Source organism: Paenibacillus solani (assembly GCF_001277345.1).
Taxonomy (GTDB): domain Bacteria; phylum Bacillota; class Bacilli; order Paenibacillales; family Paenibacillaceae; genus Paenibacillus_AQ; species Paenibacillus_AQ solani.
The window spans coordinates 3,426,377-3,446,693 of the sequence record NZ_LIUT01000001.1 but is presented as its reverse complement, the minus strand read 5'-3'; the positions used below and the strand labels follow the sequence as shown (position 1 = coordinate 3,446,693).

The window sequence follows — 20,317 nt, the reverse complement described above, 5'->3', positions numbered from 1 at the left end:
AACAATGAATATTTTGACCGTCGAACAGGTAACAAAAACGTATGGTGACAAAATTCTGTTTCAAGATGCGTCCTTCGGAATGGAGGATCAGGATAAAATCGGTATCATCGGTGTAAATGGTACAGGGAAATCGACATTCCTGCGCATCATTGCAGGACTCGAGCCGTCCGACTCGGGGAGAATATCGATGGGCAATCGCATCCGGGTGCGTTATCTGGCCCAGAATCCGGAGTTTGATCCGGATATAACGGTCCTGCAGCAGGTGTTCGAAGGTGATCTGCCGGAGATGAAGGCAGTGCGGGAGTACACCGAAACGATGGAACTGCTGGAGCTGAATCCGAGTCATGAGGAGCTGCAGCAGAAACTGCTAAAGCTCAATCAAACGCTGGATACGCTGCAGGCGTGGCAGCTGGAGAGCGATGCAAAAACCATTCTGTCCAAGCTGGGGATTCGGAATTACGAGGCGAAGATGGGGACACTGTCTGGCGGCCAGCGTAAACGGGTGGCATTAGCCGCTGCTTTAATCCAGCCTTCCGATCTGCTCATATTAGACGAGCCGACGAACCATATCGACAATGAATCCGTAGCCTGGTTGGAGCAGTATTTGCAAAAGCGGCGCGGCGCCCTGCTCATGATTACGCATGATCGGTATTTTCTCGACCGGGTAGCTAATGTTATGCTGGAGCTGGATCATGGACGGCTGTTCCGATATGAAGCGAATTACAGCCGATTCCTGGAGCTGAAGGCAGAGCGCGAGGAGCGTGAAGCCGCTTCTGAGCAAAAACGCCAGAATTTGCTGCGCAGTGAGCTGGCCTGGATTCGCAGAGGCGCGAAAGCCCGGACGACCAAGCAGAAGGCAAGGATTGAACGCTTCGAGAAGCTCAAGGATCAGGAGATTCTGCACAGCTCGGGAGAACTGGACGTCTCGGTGGCTTCTACTCGACTGGGGCGCAAAATTCTGGAGATCGAAGGTCTCCAAAAGAAGATCGACGATAAAATATTAATTCAGGACCTTTCTTACATCGCTGTTCCCGAGGACCGCATAGGTATTGTAGGTCCGAACGGAAGTGGTAAATCCACGCTGCTCAATCTGATTGCAGGCAGGCTTCAGCCTGATGGCGGGGAGGTTATCCTTGGACCGACAGTCAAGCTCGGTTATTTCACGCAGGAGCATCAGGAGATGGATGGCAGCCAGCGCGTGATTGAATATATCAAGGATGAAGCAGAGGTAGTACGTACGGCAGACGGTTCGGCGATTACCGCAGCCCAGATGCTCGAGCGCTTCCTGTTCCCGCCCGCACTGCAATGGACGCCGATTGCGAAGCTCTCCGGAGGAGAGAAGCGCCGGCTGTATCTTCTGCGAGTGCTGATGAGCGCGCCGAATGTGCTGCTGCTTGATGAGCCGACCAATGATCTGGATATTCAGACATTGTCCGTTCTGGAGCAGTATCTGGATGAGTTTCCGGGCGTCTGCATCGTGGTGTCCCATGACCGGTTCTTCCTGGATCGAACGGTGGACAAAATTATGGCGTTTGAGGGGGATGGACATATCCGTGTCCATGTCGGCTCTTACAGCGAATATGCGGAATGGATGCAGCGTCATGGTGGAGAATCTGCCGGGAGCAAGACGGAAGCCTCTGTACCCAAATCTTCTTCAGGGAGCAACGAAGGAACAGGCAGCGGTTCAACACAAGAATCCCCAAGAGAGCGCTTGAAATTCAGCTATAAAGAACAGCGGGAGTATGAACAGATAGATGGTCTCATCGAATCTGCAGAGGGCAAGCTGGCATCGATTCAATCCGAGATGGAGACTGCTGGCAGCGATGCAGCCCGGCTTCAGGAGCTGATGAAGGCTCAGGAGGAAACGGAAGGCGAGCTCGAGCATCTGATGGAGCGCTGGACTTATCTGAATGAACTTGCGGAGAAAATTGAGCAGAGCAAGAAATCGTAATGATCACGCGATGCATATAAACAATAACAGAGGGGCGTCCCCAGGCAGGTATAATGCCTTGGCGGGACGCCCCTTTATTAGATTGTTAGATATATACACTTTCAGCGCTCCTGAACCGGAATTGATCTTTGTAAGTAACAATATCCTCAGACCGTGGAGGGTTTCTCCATGAAAGCATATCTGTATATGTTGTTCAAGAAAGTTTTATCTGACGTAGGCAGCCAGGAGCTTGACGGTATTAAAAACTGCTTGTTTATGCGTTCTTTCCATTGCATGGGATGCGTGAACGCCCGGACCGATCAATGCGGCCTTGATGTTGCTGCCAGCGGAGAGCGCCGCGGAGGCATCAGAACCGTAATGAGGATAGACATCCACCGCATAAGCTATGCCTTCGCTTTCGGCCAGCTGGATCAAACGGCTGGTCATGTCATAGTCATAGGGACCCGATGAATCCTTTGCGCAAATGGATACATCGGTTTCCTTACAGCTGAGGTCATCACCGATGCAGCCCATATCGACAGCAATCATTTCATTGATGTCGGCAGGAATGTAGGCTGCGCCATGCCCAACTTCTTCATAGTTCGAGATGAGAAGCTTTACAGTGTGTTTAGGTTTCCAGTTATCCCGCCTCATGCTTTCGAGCAAGCCGAAGAGTGCAGCAACGCTGGCTTTGTCATCCAGATGGCGAGATTTGATGTAACCGCTTGGTGTAATGACTGCACGTGCATCGAAAGAGACGTAATCTCCAACCCCTATGCCGAGTTTCTTCACATCATCGGCCGATTCCACCAGTTCGTCAATCCGGACCTCCATATGGGATTCCTGACGCTTAAAATCGCGTGCATCGCTGTAGACGTGAACGGAAGGATGCGTGGACAGGATGGTGCCCGAATATTTCTTGCCGCTGCGGGTATGGATGATGCAGTATTCATTCTCAATGCTGTTCATCATGTATCCGCCAATGGAGGTAAGGCGGAGCGTGCCCTCAGATTTCACGGCACGCACCATCGCGCCAAGCGTGTCCACATGGGCGCTCAGACCAATCGTGCGGCTGCTGTCTTGCCCGGGAACGGATAGAATGGCGCCACCTTTTTCATTCCATTCGAGCGAAACCTCAAGCGCTGCGGCTTCCTGTTCGATCCGCTTCATAATGTCATGGGTGTATCCAGTCGGGCTCGGTGTATCCAGCAGTTCCTTTAACAGATCCAGTATATAGGTTTCGTTCGGTTGTGTAGTCATTGTGATGGTATACCTCCTAGATTCGGTTCACTTCGTTCATGATGGCTATAGAGACTTACCGTCTATGGTTCAACCGGCATGTCCTGCTGCTCTTTTTTCTTTTCCTCTTCTGCTGCTTGCACTTCAGGTGTGTATCCCGTTGCTTGACGGATATGTATAAGTTCCTCTGCCAACGAACGGATTTCCTTCTGCATTTGGTACTGGCGGTAAATGCCGAACGTTCCGACAATCAGCCCTCCGATCAAGGAACATCCGATAATTAGCAGAATAAGGGGTACGTTAACGGTTCCGAATAACAGATTTACTGAAACCGGATTGACATTGATTACTGCAAAAACAGCTGTAATCAGGGCAAACAATAAGGCTGCGATTAATGACCATTGAATTTTCATGGGGAATACCTCCTTCCTCCAAACAGTATAAAATCCCTTGCCGGTAAAGGGCAAGGGATTTTATTCCACTGGTCAATTTGAGAACGTACTGTCTTGCTGTGGAAGCTGTTTATTTCGTCAACTGCTCCATTTGACGGATGATATCTTCAAACACACTCATAGCCTCGCGAATCGGCTCCGGGGAGGACATATCCACGCCGGCTTTTTTGAGGATGTTAATCGAATAGTCGCTGCCGCCGCTCTTCAGGAAGCCGAGGTAACGATCGACGGCCGGCTGGCCTTCCTCGAGAATCTGCTTGGAGAAGCTTGTTGCAGCCGAGAAGCCGGTTGCGTATTTGTATACATAGAAGCTGTTGTAGAAATGGGGAATACGTGCCCATTCCATTCCGATCTCCTTGTCGACCTGCATGCCTTTGCCATGATACTTCACGTTCAGCTCATAATAGATGTCAGAAAGATCCTGAGCCGTCAGGGATTCTCCGCTCTCCGCACGTTCATGAACGATCTTCTCGAACTCGGCAAACATCGTTTGACGGAATACCGTGGTCCGGAATTGATCGGCATAGTAGGTAAGCAGGTACATTTTCTGCTTCGGATCTTTGGCGTTTTTCAGTAAATAATCCATCAGCAGCGCCTCGTTCGTGGTAGATGCCACTTCAGCGAGGAAGATGGTATACTGCGCATCGCGATATTTCAGAGCATTGTCAGAATAGTAGGAGTGAAGAGCATGACCCATCTCGTGCGCAAGGGTAAACATGCTGTTCAGGTTATCTTTATGGTTCAGCAGCACATAAGGGTGTGTGCCGTAAGCGCCCCAGCTGTATGCACCAGTTCGTTTGTTCTCGTTCTCATACACGTCGATCCAGCCGTTGTCATACCCTTCTTGCAGGCTGTTCAGATAGTCATCACCAAGCGGTGTAAGACCTTCTTTGGTCATTTGCTTCGCTTCTTCGTAAGTAATATCCCACTTATACTCTTCGACGAGCGGTGCGAATAGATCATACATGTGAAGCTCATCTACACCCAGCAGCTTCTTGCGAAGCTCCATGTAACGGTGGAGGAGAGGCAGGCTCTCATGAATCGTATCGATCAGGTTCGTGTATACTTCCTTCGGGATGTTGTCTCCATAAAGGGCCATCTCCAGAACGGAAGGGTACTTACGAACACGGGAGTAGAAGATGTTCTTGTTAATGTTGGCATTCAGCGTAGCCGCAATCGTGTTTTTCTGCTTGCCGTAGGTTTCGTACACGGCTTTGAAGGCACGCTCGCGTACCTCGCGGTTCGGGCTTTCCAGGAATTGAATGTAGTTACCGTGCGTGAGTTCAACTTCTTTGCCATCTTCGTTTGTGATTTTCGGGAACTTCATGTCCGCATTGTTTAGCATGCCGAAGATGGTCTGCGGGGCAGAAGAGAGGTTGCCGACTTGCGCCAGCAGCGCTTCTTCCGTCTTGGACAGCACATGCGCTTTCTCCCGCTTCATTTCAGTCAGCGTAAATTTGAAATCCTGAAGAGCAGGATCATCAATCAGTTTGTCAAGCTCTGCTTCGGACAAGGATAGAATCTCAGGCGTGATGAAGGAAAGAGCTTCCCCAGCTTCCACATTCAATTTTTTGGCCTTGGCAGACAGTGCTTGATATGTAGGGTTTGCTGTATCCTCATCATGATGCATATGAGCATACACATATAGACGCTCAGCGTTATATGAGATTTCGTCTTCAAGTTCGAAGCAGGCTTTAATGGATGCTGCGTTGTCTAGCTTTCCTTGATAATCACCTGCACGTTTCAGGAGATTCTTCAATTCGGCAAAGCTTTCGTCCCACGCCTTCTGATCAGCGAACATATCCTCAAGCTTCCATTGATGTTCTTTAGGGACATCTGCGCGTTTTAACAATTGTTCCATGGAAATCCTCCTTGAAAGATAATTATTGGTTGGAGTCCGGGTATCTTTGGATAAAACTTCGGAACGGGTAGTAGATAAAGTGGTTAGGCAGATTGCGACTGTGATACAGAGCACCCTGGCACCTCTCATGGCATATGACCTCCTCGAATTGAAGCATCCGAGCGATAGTATGCCGCGTACCCGTTCCTTTCATGCTCATTAATTTAAGAGGAACCCGGATTCAGGAAACTGTATACAATAAGGAAAAAGGCAAACAGGATGAGGGCGACGGCAATCAGGGCCATACCTCTCCTCAGTCTCGGCGGTATCTTCTCCCGGTACATGATCATGATCGCACCGAGACTGAAGGCGAGAATAATAAAGATCACAATATTCGTATAATCCATAACTTACACCTGCTTAAAGGCAGCCATCATTTCTCTCCACTCGTCTTCCCGTCCTTCGAAATTTTCTTTGGGAAAACGGTTTTGAGCCCACTGCATTAAAGCTGGCCGACTCATGAAGGTATGTGTTTCCTCACCCCATTGGTCAGAAATTTCGCGCAGAACAATGTAGCGGCCCTGTACTTCGACCGTCATCATATTCCACTTGTCTTTTTTGTATATTTCATGTTTTTTGATCATATGCATTCTCCGTTTGCTACTTAGGCTTTTGGGTAAATGATAACGCACTCAGAGGCTTAAAAGCAAATAATCTTCCGATTAAAATTGCAGTTTAAAAAAAGCCCCATAGGGTGATTTGACGGATTGCATTGTTGGAAAACATGGGATATAATATGGATATTCGCCATAGATGGCGGTATTTTTAGGAGGTTGTTCATTTGAAAGGTACAGTTAAATGGTTTAACGCAGAAAAAGGCTATGGCTTCATTTCCGTTGAAGGTGGCGAGGATGTATTCGTACACTTCTCCGCAATCCAAGAAGAAGGCTTCAAGAGTTTGGAAGAAGGCCAAGCGGTAGAATTCGACATTACTGAAGGTAACCGTGGTCCTCAAGCAGCCAACGTAACAAAACTGTAAGTTAGCTCCAGACCGGAGATCTTATAGAATTACCAAGGCATGAAGTACAGTTCTCACCAGAGAACTGTGCTTTTTTGTATTTTAGCGGGTCAAGCCCATTGTTGCTGCCTTTCGACTAGGAATAAGGAACAGTAATCGTCCGTATTACCTGCCACCCCCGTCTATGATATGTGTTATTTGTGCAATTTGAACGATCATATTATAATAGTGGTGATTTGGATAGGGATAAAAAGACAACCATGTGGAGGCAGAGTTCATTGAATAATCAAGAGCTAAGCCGTAAGGTTCCGCGCAGTCCGGTCGGACTAATGACCCGGGTTTACAAATTTATACTCCCGGAAGTGCGGATCGAATTGGATAAATGGCGCCGGGAGGCTGAGCAAATTCCGGATGAGGAGCTTCGTAAACAGGCTCTTGCCAGCATAGAGACCAAACGGTTTCATTGTCAGGGCGGAGCTGTTTATGCCGCAGCCAATCTGCCGGAGAAGCATATACTCATTCCATTGATTGTGGCTTACCAGACGATAAGTGACTACCTTGATAATTTATGTGACCGCAGCACCTCACTCGATCCGGCAGATTTCAGATTGCTTCATCAATCCATGCTGGATGCTGTTACGCCAGAAGCGGAGCCGGCTGATTATTATGCACTCCGCACCGAGAGAGAGGATGGAGGATATCTTCTCCGTCTAGTGCAGAAATGCCGGGCATGTATTAATGAATTATCTGGGTATGACGCAGCAAAGCCTTACATAAGGGATCTGGCAGGACTGTATACCGATCTTCAGGTATATAAGCATATCCATCCGGATAAGAGAGAAGCGGCGCTGCTCGAATGGTGGTCCCTGCATGCACATCGAACGCCTCATTTGAGGTGGAACGAGTTCGCTGCTGCTACAGGCTCAACTTTGGGTGTATTTATGCTCTTTCTGGCTGCAACCGATCCGTTTCTGGATGACGAGGATGCATCTTCGATCCATGCGTCTTATTTTCCGAATGTATGCAGTCTCCACATTATGCTGGATTATCTTATTGATCAAGACGAAGACAGGCTGGGCGGCGATCTGAACTTCTGTAATTATTATGAAGACGCCGATATGATGCTGAGCCGGATTGCTTCCATTGTTGAATGGGCCCGGAAGGATGTCAGAACAATTCCCTCGACCACGTTTCATCGTATGATCATTGAGGGGTTACTGGCGTTATATTTATCCGATCCCAAAGTCAGCGAGCAGCAGCTGGTTCGCACCGCATCCAAGCGTTTGATGAAGAATAGCCCGATGGCACGTATTTTCTTCTACGTCAACAGCCGATGGATTCGCAAGCATAAGTATGAGTGACATTGAAGGAGGAATAAGAATCATGGCAGAAGTTAAAAAAATAGCAGTTCTTACAAGTGGTGGCGATTCTCAAGGTATGAACGCCGCACTTCGCGCCGTTGTTCGAAGCGGTTTGTATTATGGACTTGAGGTTTATGGAATTCAACGCGGTTTTCAAGGGCTTTTGGAGAATGACATTATTCCTATGGATCTGCGCAGTGTAGGGGATATTATCCAGCGTGGAGGTACGATCCTTCGTTCTGCCCGCAGTCAAGATTTTAAGACACCGGAAGGCCAGCAGAAGGGCGCTGACATTCTGAATGAGCATGGCATTGATGGACTGGTCGTTATCGGTGGAGACGGTTCATACCAAGGTGCAAACAAACTGAGTAAACTCGGAATCAAAACGATGGGCCTTCCAGGTACGATTGACAACGATATCTCCTTTACCGATTATACAATTGGCTTTGACACTGCCGTCAACGTCGTTGTAGACGCAGTAAACAAATTGCGTGATACTATGTCTTCGCATGCGCGCTCCTCTGTTGTAGAGGTAATGGGACGTCACTGCGGCGACATCGCCCTTCATGCCGGACTGGCCTCGGGAGCAGAGACCATTCTGGTTCCGGAAGTGAAGTACGACCTGAAGGAAGTGGCTGCCCGGCTGCAGGAGAATTTTGCGAAGGGTAAGCGTCACAGCATCATCATTGTGGCGGAAGGCGTCGGACGCGGCGAGGATGTCGTTCGTGATCTGAAGGAATGCCATGCTTCAATCGATGCCCGTGTAACGGTGCTCGGCCATATTCAGCGCGGTGGAGCTCCAACCCCATTTGACCGTAATTTGGCCAGCCGTCTTGGCGATTTTGCGGTTCGCAGTCTGATTGACGGCCAATCCGATAAAGGATGCGGTATAATCAAAGGCGAACTGGTCCTCACAGACATCGATAAGGTTGTGAACACCAAGAAGGAATTTGACCGCGATCTGTATGATTTGGCACTTCGCTTGTCTCAATAATCAGGCAGCTTAGTGAATATAGAAGCTGTATTTCAAAAAGACCGTCTACCGATTCAGAATGAATTCTGATCAGGGACGGTCTTTTGTTAGTTCAAGCGTATTACTTTACGGTTCTCTTATGAATCAGATTGAGACGCAAGCTGCTTACTGGCGAGCGAATTTGCGCTGGACTTTGACTAAACGCATCAGCATGAGGACAGCACCGACCGCTAAACCCGTTATTAAACCGATCCAGTAGCCAAAGGCCTGCCAGTCCGTATAGTTGGCAAGGACATATCCAACAGGCAGCCCGATGATCCAGAACGACAGAAATGCGAGCATAAAGGCGACGTTGACATCTTTGTAGCCGCGCAGCGCTCCTTGAGTCGGTGTCGCGATCGCATCGGAAATCTGAAAGAAGATCGCAAATATCAGGAAATGCTGGATCAATGCCACAACCTCAGGCTCGTTGGAATATAAACCAGCAACCTGACGACCGGCCATAAACAGGATGACAGCGGTGATTAATGACAGGATAACAGCTGTGCCGATCCCGAGTTTGGCATACTTCCAAGCATCCTTTGTCCGTCCAGAACCTACTTCATAACCTACAAGGATCGTTAGACTCATGCATATGCTCAGCGGCAGCATGTACAGTGTCGTAGCGAAATTCAGGGCAGCTTGATGTGCGGCAATGGTTGCGGTGTCGAAGCTGCTCATAAGCAGCGTGACGGCCGCAAAAACTGCGGTTTCGAGAAAGATGGAGAACCCGATGGGCACACCAATTCTCAGAAGGTCTTTCCATGCTGCCCAAGACATTCCCTGAAGCTTGTGGAAGATGCCGAATGAAGTAAAAGGGTGCTTTTTATGAATGATCACGATGGCAATCACAAGAACGGTCCAGTATGTAATGGCAGAAGCAATACCAGCGCCAACGCCTCCCAGTCTAGGGAAGCCCCAGAATCCATAGATGAACAGCGCATTGAGACTGACATTCACCGGCAGGGTGATAAGGGTAATGATCATGGAAATTTTGGTTTGTCCCAAGGCATCGATGAAGCTGCGGAGCACGGTGTAGGCAAACAGCGGAATGATGCCTAACGATATGGCGGCAAGAAATTGCGAGGCGACTCTTCGGACCTCCGGCTCGAGCTGCATAGCACCAAGAATGCCTGGTACCACAAGATACCCGATCCCAAGTACAATGACCGCAAGCAAGATAGACAACCATAGCGCCTGGTTCACCTGATAAGCGACTTTATCCTCCTGTTTCCGGCCAACCAGTTGTGACACGATAGGGGTAATCCCCATCAGGATGCCGCTAAGCCCGGTTTGAACCGGAATCCAGATGCTTGTAGCGATTGCTACACCTGCCAAGTCGATTGAGCTGAATTTTCCGGACATATTGGTATCAAAAAAAGTAATAGCCGATAAGGCAAGCTGTGTAACCAGTATGGGGATCAGAATGATCGCAAACTGCTTCAGCCTTCCGCTTGTTGTAAACGTCTGCTGCATGGATGATTAGCCTTTCTTAATTGGAATGAAGGGGGCAAGGATAACTCACTCCCATGATTCATCATAGCATCTCCTGTCAAGAGAGCTCTCCAGAATAGATAAAGGGCAAGCCATCAATATGGCTTGCCCTTTATCTATGAATGATCGATATTATTTATGATTGACGCCTTCTGTATATCGGTTGGAAGCATTCCAAAGTAAATACTCATCCACATTCGTATCCTTCAGGGCACGAATCTGCTCCTCAACTTCCTTTTTACCATATTTAGCATAATTTCCGCTTCCAAGCCAACTGGCGGTAAAGTCCTGAATCCAAGGTCTTATAATGGGTTTTTGTTCTCCCAATTCCTTCAGCTTCTTGTGGGTATCCTCCATGGAGCCCTTAATGGTCTGATAAGGAGCCTTGTCCGGTACAGGGGAGCCGAACCAACCTGCCGTATAATGACTTGGGTATACCATGGGGCTGATGATATCAACATTTTTGGAAATTTTGACGAAATCCTGCCCGATGCCTTCCGCAGCTGGCACGGAGGCGGCATAACCGAAAATATCGACAGATACACGTATGCCGAGCGGTGCCAACTCTTCACGTGCATATTGCACGAAGTCGGAAATGACATCCACGCGAGATTGTTCTGTCTTGGTGTACTTCAGGGAATCGGCGCGTTTCTCGAAGCCTTCCGGAAAACGGACATAATCAAACTGGATTTCTTTGAAACCCAGCTTTGCAGCTTCCTTGGCAATTTCAATGTTATAATCCCAAACTTCCTTGCTGTAGGGGTTGACGAAGCTGTCGCCGCCGCCGTTAGCCCATACGCTGCCGTCTCCCTTACGGAAGGACAGCTCGGGGTTTTTCTTGGCGAGGATCGTATCCTTGAATACTACAATCCTGGCGATCGGATAAATATCATGCTTTTTCAACCGTTTCATAAGCTGGTCCATGTCTTTAATAAAAGGCTGGGGTTTGCCGAGTTCCTGCAGTTTCGGATTATCGGTCTTGTAGGTTATGTATCCTTCATCATCCTTAATATCGATGACCATGGCGTTAAGATCGGTACTGTCCATCAAATCCACGAGTTGATTCATTCTGGAGCCGCCTGCGCTATAAGCTGTTACATAAATCCCCTTGACTTTAGGTGCGTCAATTTGCGGATCGATCGTTGTGGTATTAGGCTTCATGCCGCTCTCGCCCTGGTTTGATTGGTTGCTTTGGTGTATGCCTTGAATCATGGCGGTATTAATAGATGCCTGCAGTTTGGTGCCAAGATTGTCTTCTTGCGCCCCTGAACCGCTTAAGCCTGCAGAGGCCAAGATGAATAAAGCCAAGATGATATTCATAATTACTCTCTCCCTTGTGTACATTCACACTATGATTATAAAGGAACGGATGCGCTCAAAAAGAACAGGATTGTTACATTCGACAAAAAATTGGCAACGATGGGCGAGCGTACTTAGTTTATTAAACGGGGGAGGGGCTTTTTAAACGGAAATTATCGAAATTTATCAAGTTAACATATGAAGTTTGGGAGAAAAGCATAAGTACAAAAGAAATAAATAGCTGGAGGAGAATGCTGTAGTCCTTTGTCGGGTGGGAAATACGTGCTTATAGTCATTTACATTTACTCACAAAAAAATGCCGTTATTCACCGGCGGATTTAACCGGAAAATAACGGCATTCGTCGTGCGAATGTCACGCATTGCATAAATTTAATGAAGCGGAGTTTGATTCTGATGCTCGCAAATGCTGAACTGAATAATTTCAAGAGCGTCCTCCTGCTCCAAAATCCTCAGCCCGTCCCTAAGAACGATCATGGAATTCAGCTCGTTCTGCCTGAAGAACGGTATCATTTCCGGGAACCACTTCATGACGATTTGTGACAATTTTACCGTTTCCATTTCCATCCAAAATCACCCTTTCCCTCCAAATTGGTTAGGCAGGACGTTCTTCTGTAAAACGGAAAAACAATTAAAATTGGGCCAAAAGGATGCCCGGGAAACAGATCTCATGAATATTGTAGGAACCGCGCATAAATATTATACCACATATTTACCGATTCTTCACAGGATGAAACATTTAGTTTTTGCGGAATTGTCCCATGACCGCTGTAGTTTCCACGATGTTTACGAAAGCCCCGGGGTCTGTTTCTGTGATGATTTGCTTCAGCTCAGCCAGCTCATACCGAGTCGTAACCGTCATGAGCATATCCTTCTCTTTATGGCTAAAAGCGCCTTCGGTTTTGATCTTGGTTATGCCGCGGGGACGCTTAAGCAGCTTTTCGAGCAAGGCCTCCGTTTGGTTCGTAACAATAAACACGGTAACCTTGATATGGCTAACGTGAAGCATATCCACCATTTTACCGGCGACATAGATGGAAGCCATGGAGGCGAGCGCCAGATTCCAGTCTTGCTCCAAATAAGCAACTGCCATAATGACGATGGCATTGAGTGTTACAAGCACACTGCCAACAGGAAAATCGCGATACTTGGTCACGATGGAGCCGATGATATCAAATCCCCCGGTTGAACCGCCAACTCGAAAGGAAAGGCCGGTACCGAATCCGACGAGCACCCCGCCGAACACAGAAGACAGCAGCATATCGGTTGCAACGGGAGTAACCGGGATAAACTCCAGAAATAAGGTTGTTACGACAACCGAGAGCACGCTGAGACCAACGAATCTTTTGCCCAGCTTGAACCACCCTGCAATCAGGATCGGTATATTAAGTACAAAATACAGGATACTGATATTAAGCGGCGTGAAATATCCAATAATCAATGCCACGCCGGATACGCCGCCACTAAGTAAATGATGGGGAATCAGAAACAAATTAAATCCACCCGCAATAAAGATTCCGCCAAACACGATTGACAAATAGGTCCATAGACGCTTCAACATAGGAATCACCTCCCGGTTATTATGACTTCGTTAAGCTTGCTGGTATTCCAGAATTGTTTTGTGATATAATGTATTGGATATTCTTGAGTAGTCCGTTACATTGATAACTTTGCAAGCTTATCAGGATGATTATACATTAACCAGTCCTTACACTGGTGATAAGAGAAATATACCGGTTCACCTTATGCAGAAAATCCTGCTGGCCGGGAAAGCCTATAAACGTTACCACTACTTAAGAATACAGAGAAGAAAGTGGATGTCCACAGTATAGAAGGAGTATGAACCTATTGAAAAATTTCGCAGATTTTGGCTTGGAGCCGCGCGTGCTGCAAGCAATCACTGAGCTTGGCTTTGAAGAAGCCACACCGATTCAATCCCAATCGATTCCGATCGCTCTAACCGGAAAAGACATGATTGGACAAGCACAGACAGGTACAGGAAAGACAGCGGCATTCGGATTGCCTCTGATTCACAAGATCGCTAAAGAGGAAGAACGCATCGTCGCCCTCATTATGACACCAACCCGTGAACTTGCTATTCAGGTCGCAGAAGAAATCGGCAAACTGTCCCGCTTTAAAGGCATCCGTTCCCTGGCCATTTATGGTGGACAGGATATCGGACGTCAGATCCGCGCTTTGAAAAGAAAGCCTCAGATTATTATCGGTACACCAGGCCGATTACTTGACCACATTAACAGAAAAACCATCCGTCTTGACGATGTACAAACCGTTGTATTGGATGAAGCTGATGAAATGCTGGATATGGGCTTTATGGAAGACATTCAGTCGATCCTTAAGCTTGTTCCAGAGGAACGTCAAACCTTGCTGTTCTCCGCTACTATGCCCGCTAACATTCAGAAGTTGGCATCCCAGTTCCTGAAGGAACCTGAGCATGTATCCGTTATTCCTAAGCACGTTAGTGCACCTCTGATTGATCAAGCGTATATCGAAGTTCCTGAGCGTCAAAAATTCGAAGCCTTGAGCCGCCTTCTGGATATGGAATCGCCTGAGCTTGCAATTGTCTTCGGACGTACCAAGCGCCGCGTCGACGAATTGGCAGAAGCTTTGCAAAAACGCGGGTATTCGGCAGATGGCCTTCACGGTGACCTGTCCCAGCACCAGCGTGATACCGTTATGCGTAAATTTCGTGATGGCAGCATTGATGTTCTCGTGGCAACAGACGTGGCAGCGCGCGGTCTTGATGTATCCGGCGTTACACATGTTGTTAACTTTGACTTGCCGCAGGATCCGGAGAGCTATGTACACCGTATCGGCCGTACAGGACGTGCGGGTAAAGAAGGTACTGCCTGGTCTTTCGTTACGCCACGTGAGATGGATCATCTATATTTCATCGAGCGTGTGACGCGTCATCGTATTCCACGTAAGCCGTTGCCAACGATTGCCGAAGCTATTGAAGGCAAACAACGCATCATCGCTGAGCGACTGATTGAAGTCATTGACCAAGGCGAATTGACCGAATACAAAGGCCTTGCCATTCAATTGCTGGAACAGTATGATTCTGTCCAATTGCTGGCAGCCGCAATGAAAATCATGACGGGCGACAAGAAGGAAGCATCCGATATCCACCTTACGCCTGAAGACCCGATTCGTGCAAAACGCCGGAAGCCGGACATCCGCAGTGGCCGCAAGCCAAGTGGCGGATATGGCGGTCGCAGCAACAGCGGTGGCGGATATCGTCGTGACGGCGGCAGCGGTGGAAACCGCGGTGGCTACTCCAAAGGCGGATATAACCGCGATGGTAACCGTGATGGCGGTGGTTATAACCGCGACCGTAACAGCAGCGGTGACCGTAAGCCACGTTCCTACAACAATGATCGCCGTCCTAACCGTGGCGGAGACGAATAGAGAACAAATCGTTGACTTCTTTCTGAAGTAACCGAGCATAAGACGAAGTAACTGCCTTTCTGAAAGGCCGTGCTTCGTCTTTTGTTCATGATTAAGGGAGATGCACCTTGCGTGCATCTCCCTTAACTGTTCAGCGTTTAAGCATGATGATTGGATCATCCAGAGCCGATTAGATATAGAATGTGCTAAGAATGATTACAAGCAGAATGAACAGAACCAGAACAATACCAACATTACTTCCGTATCCGTAACCGCCGCCACCTTCACAAGACATACATAATCCCTCCTCGGTAATTTAGGATAACCAACTTGATTGTTTGGATTACGTGATATGGTATGGTGAAATAACGGTACCGGATTGGATATATACCCAGATTGAAGAAAATTAGGCTCTGGCAATGCATGCATAAAATAAGGTATATTAATAGATACATGCATGATTTGAGTGAGGAGGAAACGATTTTGGAAATGAAAGGAGCCATGGGTGGCTTATATAAGCTCACCGAATGGATTACTCGAATTGCTTTTTCTAACGTTCTGTGGGTTATATGTACATCGCCCTTCTTGTTTATCGTTCTAACCAAATTCCTTATGGCTGCTCAGACGCCTGATGCTCATAATGAGCAGCTGCTGTCGAATTGGTTCCTGGGAATATTATCGCCTTTTCTATTATTTCCGGCTACGGCGGCTTTGTTTACCGTTGTCCGCAAATGGGTCATGGGTAATCCCGATGTTCCGGTGTTCAAAACTTTTTTCAGAGGATATAAGGAAAATTACAAGCAGAGTATGATTGGCGGTATCTTTTATACGCTTCTGTTTGTAATTATGTATGTGGATTATACCGTGTATATGACACAGCTTGAGGGATTCCAGCTTGTCGGTATCATCATGCTGGTGCTGCTCATCCTGTTGTTTGTATCCTTGTTTAATTTCTTCTCCATGACCGTTCATTATGAGATGAAGACCCTGCAGTTGTTGAAAAATGCTGTGCTTCTCACCTTGATCAGGCCGTTCCGTGTATTCACGACTTTGGTCGGAAGCGCTGTCTTGGCATATATCGGTACCCAAATGCCAGTTCTGTTCATCTTCTTCCTGTTCTGTCTGATGGCACTGTTTGCATTCTTTAACTTCTATGCAACCTTTACCAAAATGCAGGAACAACAGGAGAGAATGAGGAAAGCAGAAGAAGAATCCGAGACGGAGCAAGCACTGCTGGAAAGCATGGATTCCGTCAAAAAGGAAGATAATGGATCGAAATCTTAGCGGGGAGAGGTTTACTTTTGCGGCAAAACCCCCTATAATAAGACTACATCCTGCGATGTTCGTTTCGGTTTTCCGTTGTTTTGAACCAATGACGATGTCTAGGGAGATCTATATGTAACCGTGGCTGGAATGCCCTGTCTATATGACAAGGGGAATTCATAAGCGGTTCTGCGGTCACCCACCTGCTATAGCAGGTTCGAAGACAATGTTTACCGGACGGCATAGGCGGGTTTCGTTAGACCAATGAATGGGCATCTCTTTTATTTCGAACTCGAAATGAGAGGGGTGCCTTTTTGCTGTATATTATGGTTTGCTGAAAGCATAAACAATGTTAAACTAGAGTATGGAAAGGAACGGTCATTTATAAAGGAGGAACGGTCTTTGTCATTAAAACGAGTTCTAATTGGTTTGGTGCGCAGCTATGACGGCACAAGCGACCGTGCTAAAGATCCCAAGCTGAAGACACGTTATTACAATCTATCAAAAGAAAAGTGTTTTGAAGAGGTTTCCTCGACACTAAAAAAAATTCAGGGTTACAAAGTACTGCATGAGGTTCAATCCGTGGGAGAGATTACGCTTGAGAAAAAAACCTCCTTTGGGCGCACACTGGACATTACCGTATCCGTGCTCGGCATCAGCCCGGTTCGCAGTGCAGTTGATATGTATTCGGCGTCTCGCGGTTCCCTCGGAGATCTGGGAGCGAACTACCGGGTCATTCTAAATTTGTATGCGGTTCTCGACAAAAAACTAAGCAAATATAAAGTGGATGCTTAGTCCAATAAGAAAAAGCGGGAGAGCTGCTCTCCCGCTTTTTAAAAGTGTGCTGTGTATGTAGCCTTAAGAGTGTTACCGCAGAGATTTCACGGCTTCCACGGCAGCTTCATAATTCGGATGCTCTGTCATTTCACCGAGGTATTCGGCATAAGTGATCTTATCGTTAGCATCGACAACGAAGATTGAACGCATGTCGAGCTGGAACTCCTTAATGAGCACACCATAGGCTTCACCGAAAGAGCGCGATTTATAGTCAGATAGCGTAATGACACGGTCTACGCCAGCAGCTCCGCACCAACGAGCTTGGGCAAATGGAAGGTCTGCACTGATCGTAAGGACCACGACATCATCGCCTAGTCCTGCGGCTTCCTCGTTGAAACGGCGTGTCTGTGCGTCACATACTCCGGTGTCGAGGGAAGGAACGACGCTGATCAGCTTGATTTTACCAGCATAATCTTTAAGGGAAACATCCTCGAGCAGGTTCTTGCTTACTGTAAAATCTGGCGCGGCATCACCAGCCTTGAGCTGTGGTCCGATGAGAGTAATAGGATTGCCCTTGAAAGTGGCAGCTCCTGAACGTTCTTGAGCCATGATAAATCTCCTCCTTGGATATCAAAGTTTGGTGATCAGGTTCATGGTACATTATAATCTTTTTAAAAAGGGAATGTCCACTAAGAGGCATCCCTGGCCTGATTTTGGATGAGGAGGATGCTATGATATTCGTACGATATGAGAATTGGAGAAAATACCTGCGTTATTACCCGGTTACATCGCTGCTGATTGTGATTAACCTGGTGATGTTCGTCCTGACGTCGATTGACGGCGGATCGAGAAATCCATTGACCCTGATGAAATACGGGGCTTTATCGGATTTGCCGCAGTTTGTTGATGAAGCTTGGCGATATTTTACCGCGATGTTTCTCCATAATGGATTTGATCATTTGTTGTTTAATAGCTTTGCACTGTTGGTGTTTGTTCCTCCGCTGGAGAGAATCATGGGGAGCTGGAAATTTGCGATCCTGTATTTGCTCAGTGGTCTGCTCGGCAATATCATCGGATTGGCATATTATGAGCGCCTGGAGGGTTACCACTTCCTTGTCGGCGCTTCTGGAGCCATATATGGTGCCTATGGCGCTTATCTGTACATTGCGCTGTTCCAGCAGCAAGTCATTGATGAGTCGTCTCGCAAGACGCTGTTCACCCTGCTTATTTTGGGGATACTGTTCTCGTTTACCCCGGGGGTCAGTCTTGTAGCTCATCTGGGCGGATTGGTAGGCGGATTTTTCCTCTACGGTCTCATGATTCGATTATTCAAACATCGAACATAATCGGACCTAGAGGGTCTGTTATAATAGAATTGGATGATTTGATAAAGTCTTCAAGTCTTCTAGGGAATAAGAATGGAGCGATAAAAGGCGTGGAATTACGACAGTTGCAATACTTTGTAAAGGTTGCGCAAAAAGAACACGTTACCCAAGCGGCAGAAGAGCTTCATGTGGCTCAGTCAGCCGTTAGCCGTCAAATACATCAGCTGGAAGAGGAACTTGGTGTTAATTTGTTCATGCAAAAAGGCCGGAACCTGCAATTAACCCCGGTAGGTCAGCTTTTTTGCAAACGGGTGGAGAGCATTATGAAGGACTTGGACCGTGCGGTTGTCGAGATACATGAGTTTCTGGATCCGGAACAAGGGGAGATTCGCATCGGCTTTCCTCACAGCCTGGGCATACATCTCATTCCGTCCATCGTGGCTGAATTCCGCAAGAAATACCCGAACGTGAAGTTTCGTTTCAAACAGGGAATGTTCCCGACTCTGATCCGGGACGTGGTTGGGGCCGAAGTGGATTTGGCCTTTGTGTCTCCGTTTCCGGAGCGCCATGATCAAGTGGATGGAGATGTCGTCTTGACAGAAGAGCTATTTGCGATTCTCCCGCCGAATCACCCTCTTGCCGGGGAGCAGTCGATTAAGCTGGAGCAACTGAAAGAGGAGCGCTTTGTGTTGTTCAGCAAAGGTTACTCCTTGCGCCCCATCGTATGGCATGCTTGCCTCGAAGCCGGATTTACACCGAAAATCGCTTTTGAAGGCGAGGAAACGGATACGATCCGTGGTCTGGTTGCTGCGGGTATGGGAGTCAGCCTGCTGCCTGAAATGGCGCTCTTCCAGACGAATCCGCTGCAGCCGGCACGTGTCCGGATCTCGGAGCCGAAGGTAACACGTTCGATTGGTCTGATTCACCGTGCGGATGAGAAGCTTCCGCCAGTTGCGCAGGCGTTCCGTACGTTCCTGCTTCAATATTTTGGGATTGACCCGTCATCCAAAAAGGAAGAGAAGGCGGATTCCGCTGCGTCTCCCTAAGGCTTCATTACATTACGAGAATGACATTATTGAATTATACAAAAAGAGGGCTTTCCTCTCCACCGATCGATGGTAGAGAGGAAAGCCCTTTGTTTTGCCAAGAATGTTCATTCAATTTAAGAATCGCTTACTCCCGATTGCTTGTAAAAATCATGATATAACGGATCAGCTCCAGCAGGGATATCAAGGCTGCAGCGACATAAGTCAGCGCTGCGGCATTCAAGACTTTAGCAACCCCGCGCTCTTCGTTGTTGGCGATATAGCCTTCTTGAACCATGAGCTGACGAGCGCGGTTACTTGCGTTAAACTCAACCGGCAGGGTAACAAGCTGGAAGGCAACGGCGCAAGAGAAGAAGATAATTCCGATACCGACCAGGTTCATCGCATTAAACAGGAATCCTGCAATCAATAGAAATGGAGCGATGCCGGATGCGAAGTTAACGACCGGGAACATTTTGTGCCGGGCGACAAGCATCGGATAATGTTCCGCATGCTGGATCGCATGGCCGACTTCGTGACAAGCAACGGAGACAGCCGAGATGGAACGTTCATAGTATACAGGCTCGGATAACCGCACAACGCGTTTGGTCGGGTCGTAGTGATCCGAGAGCGTGCCTCGTACCGGTTCAATCGGTACATCGTGAAGACCGTTAGCATCCAGCATATGCCGGGCTGCATCGTAACCGGTCATGCCGGTGCTGGTCTCTACTTTGGTCCATTTATTAAAAGTGCCCTTCACACGGAATTGTGCCCATAGCGAGAAAATAAACGCAATAATTATAAGTATAAACATCCAGTCAGAATACATTTATCATACCTCCATACATAGTTGTCAATT

Annotated in this window: 22 protein-coding genes and 1 other RNA gene; 11 read left to right on the top strand and 12 right to left on the bottom strand. The window is 47.7% G+C overall.

Annotation, left to right across the window (positions count from 1 at the left end; all coding sequences use genetic code 11):
• Window positions 1–4: 4 nt before the first annotated feature.
• A complete protein-coding gene (gene taeA, locus AM231_RS15875) occupies window positions 5–1,951 on the top strand; it encodes an ABC-F type ribosomal protection protein TaeA (RefSeq protein WP_054403391.1) in 1,947 nt (648 codons plus the stop codon).
• Window positions 1,952–2,155: 204 nt separating this feature from the next.
• Here the strand turns inward: taeA and AM231_RS15870 are convergent, their stop codons facing one another.
• From AM231_RS15870 to pepF, 3 genes are all read right to left on the bottom strand, one after another.
• Complete coding sequence (locus AM231_RS15870; RefSeq protein ID WP_054403390.1) at window positions 2,156–3,190, bottom strand: M42 family metallopeptidase; 1,035 nt, start codon at window positions 3,188–3,190, stop codon at window positions 2,156–2,158.
• A gap of 62 nt (window positions 3,191–3,252) precedes the next feature.
• A complete protein-coding gene (locus tag AM231_RS15865; RefSeq protein ID WP_054403389.1) occupies window positions 3,253–3,582 on the bottom strand; it encodes a LapA family protein in 330 nt (109 codons plus the stop codon).
• Window positions 3,583–3,691: 109 nt separating this feature from the next.
• Window positions 3,692–5,482 carry an oligoendopeptidase F gene (gene pepF / locus AM231_RS15860; protein WP_054403388.1) on the bottom strand — a complete coding sequence of 597 codons (1,791 nt, stop codon included), beginning with the start codon at window positions 5,480–5,482 and terminating at the stop codon, window positions 3,692–3,694.
• A 46-nt stretch (window positions 5,483–5,528) separates the two neighbouring features.
• Between pepF and AM231_RS29105 the strand changes: the two genes are divergently transcribed.
• Window positions 5,529–5,684 carry a hypothetical protein gene (locus AM231_RS29105; protein WP_165593412.1) on the top strand — a complete coding sequence of 52 codons (156 nt, stop codon included), beginning with the start codon at window positions 5,529–5,531 and terminating at the stop codon, window positions 5,682–5,684.
• Window position 5,685: 1 nt separating this feature from the next.
• On the opposite strand, the gene AM231_RS15855 is transcribed toward AM231_RS29105, so the two are convergent.
• Window positions 5,686–5,868 (bottom strand): hypothetical protein, encoded by a 183-nt coding sequence (locus AM231_RS15855; RefSeq protein WP_053492122.1) that lies wholly within the window; start codon window positions 5,866–5,868, stop codon window positions 5,686–5,688.
• A gap of 3 nt (window positions 5,869–5,871) precedes the next feature.
• Complete coding sequence (locus AM231_RS15850; RefSeq protein ID WP_054403387.1) at window positions 5,872–6,105, bottom strand: hypothetical protein; 234 nt, start codon at window positions 6,103–6,105, stop codon at window positions 5,872–5,874.
• A 197-nt stretch (window positions 6,106–6,302) separates the two neighbouring features.
• Between AM231_RS15850 and AM231_RS15845 the strand changes: the two genes are divergently transcribed.
• The 3 genes from AM231_RS15845 to pfkA all read left to right on the top strand — a co-directional run bounded on the left by AM231_RS15845 (window position 6,303) and on the right by pfkA (window position 8,834).
• On the top strand, window positions 6,303–6,500 hold the full coding sequence (locus AM231_RS15845) for a cold shock domain-containing protein (protein ID WP_006211711.1): 198 nt from the start codon (window positions 6,303–6,305) through the stop codon (window positions 6,498–6,500).
• A 257-nt stretch (window positions 6,501–6,757) separates the two neighbouring features.
• Window positions 6,758–7,840 (top strand): tetraprenyl-beta-curcumene synthase family protein, encoded by a 1,083-nt coding sequence (locus tag AM231_RS15840; protein ID WP_054403386.1) that lies wholly within the window; start codon window positions 6,758–6,760, stop codon window positions 7,838–7,840.
• A gap of 22 nt (window positions 7,841–7,862) precedes the next feature.
• Window positions 7,863–8,834: a 6-phosphofructokinase gene (gene pfkA, locus AM231_RS15835; RefSeq protein ID WP_054403385.1), complete on the top strand. Its 972-nt coding sequence runs from the start codon at window positions 7,863–7,865 to the stop codon at window positions 8,832–8,834.
• A 144-nt stretch (window positions 8,835–8,978) separates the two neighbouring features.
• On the opposite strand, the gene AM231_RS15830 is transcribed toward pfkA, so the two are convergent.
• The 4 genes from AM231_RS15830 to AM231_RS15815 form a co-directional block, all read right to left on the bottom strand.
• On the bottom strand, window positions 8,979–10,328 hold the full coding sequence (locus AM231_RS15830) for an MATE family efflux transporter (protein ID WP_054403384.1): 1,350 nt from the start codon (window positions 10,326–10,328) through the stop codon (window positions 8,979–8,981).
• Between the two features lie 150 nt (window positions 10,329–10,478).
• On the bottom strand, window positions 10,479–11,666 hold the full coding sequence (locus tag AM231_RS15825) for a putative glycoside hydrolase (protein WP_054403383.1): 1,188 nt from the start codon (window positions 11,664–11,666) through the stop codon (window positions 10,479–10,481).
• Between the two features lie 369 nt (window positions 11,667–12,035).
• Window positions 12,036–12,230 carry a hypothetical protein gene (locus AM231_RS15820; RefSeq protein WP_053492128.1) on the bottom strand — a complete coding sequence of 65 codons (195 nt, stop codon included), beginning with the start codon at window positions 12,228–12,230 and terminating at the stop codon, window positions 12,036–12,038.
• A 172-nt stretch (window positions 12,231–12,402) separates the two neighbouring features.
• Window positions 12,403–13,224 (bottom strand): YitT family protein, encoded by an 822-nt coding sequence (locus AM231_RS15815; protein ID WP_054403382.1) that lies wholly within the window; start codon window positions 13,222–13,224, stop codon window positions 12,403–12,405.
• Between the two features lie 287 nt (window positions 13,225–13,511).
• On the opposite strand from AM231_RS15815, the gene cshA reads away from it, so the two are divergent.
• Window positions 13,512–15,089, top strand: a complete 1,578-nt coding sequence (gene cshA / locus AM231_RS15810; RefSeq protein WP_082341660.1) for a degradosome RNA helicase CshA — start codon at window positions 13,512–13,514, stop codon at window positions 15,087–15,089.
• A 169-nt stretch (window positions 15,090–15,258) separates the two neighbouring features.
• Here the strand turns inward: cshA and AM231_RS29550 are convergent, their stop codons facing one another.
• Window positions 15,259–15,363, bottom strand: a complete 105-nt coding sequence (locus tag AM231_RS29550; RefSeq protein ID WP_207383580.1) for a YjcZ family sporulation protein — start codon at window positions 15,361–15,363, stop codon at window positions 15,259–15,261.
• A 188-nt stretch (window positions 15,364–15,551) separates the two neighbouring features.
• Between AM231_RS29550 and AM231_RS15805 the strand changes: the two genes are divergently transcribed.
• The 3 genes from AM231_RS15805 (at window position 15,552) to AM231_RS15800 (ending at window position 17,126) form a co-directional block, all read left to right on the top strand.
• Window positions 15,552–16,352, top strand: coding sequence for a YesL family protein (locus AM231_RS15805; RefSeq protein ID WP_054403380.1), 801 nt, complete (start codon window positions 15,552–15,554; stop codon window positions 16,350–16,352).
• A 44-nt stretch (window positions 16,353–16,396) separates the two neighbouring features.
• A non-coding RNA gene (gene ssrS / locus AM231_RS28265) (6S RNA) lies at window positions 16,397–16,588 on the top strand.
• Window positions 16,589–16,733: 145 nt separating this feature from the next.
• The gene (locus AM231_RS15800; protein ID WP_053492132.1) at window positions 16,734–17,126 is read left to right on the top strand and encodes a DUF1499 domain-containing protein; all 393 of its coding nucleotides are present in this window, start codon (window positions 16,734–16,736) and stop codon (window positions 17,124–17,126) included.
• 72 nt (window positions 17,127–17,198) lie between these two features.
• Here the strand turns inward: AM231_RS15800 and tpx are convergent, their stop codons facing one another.
• Window positions 17,199–17,717 (bottom strand): thiol peroxidase, encoded by a 519-nt coding sequence (gene tpx, locus AM231_RS15795; protein ID WP_053492133.1) that lies wholly within the window; start codon window positions 17,715–17,717, stop codon window positions 17,199–17,201.
• Window positions 17,718–17,839: 122 nt separating this feature from the next.
• On the opposite strand from tpx, the gene AM231_RS15790 reads away from it, so the two are divergent.
• The gene (locus AM231_RS15790) at window positions 17,840–18,454 is read left to right on the top strand and encodes a rhomboid family intramembrane serine protease (RefSeq protein WP_054403379.1); all 615 of its coding nucleotides are present in this window, start codon (window positions 17,840–17,842) and stop codon (window positions 18,452–18,454) included.
• A gap of 89 nt (window positions 18,455–18,543) precedes the next feature.
• Window positions 18,544–19,479 carry a glutamate biosynthesis transcriptional regulator GltC gene (gltC, locus tag AM231_RS15785; RefSeq protein ID WP_054403378.1) on the top strand — a complete coding sequence of 312 codons (936 nt, stop codon included), beginning with the start codon at window positions 18,544–18,546 and terminating at the stop codon, window positions 19,477–19,479.
• A 127-nt stretch (window positions 19,480–19,606) separates the two neighbouring features.
• Here gltC and AM231_RS15780 read toward each other — a convergent pair whose 3' ends face one another.
• Window positions 19,607–20,287, bottom strand: coding sequence for a zinc metallopeptidase (locus tag AM231_RS15780; protein WP_054403377.1), 681 nt, complete (start codon window positions 20,285–20,287; stop codon window positions 19,607–19,609).
• Between the last annotated feature and the right edge of the window lie 30 nt (window positions 20,288–20,317).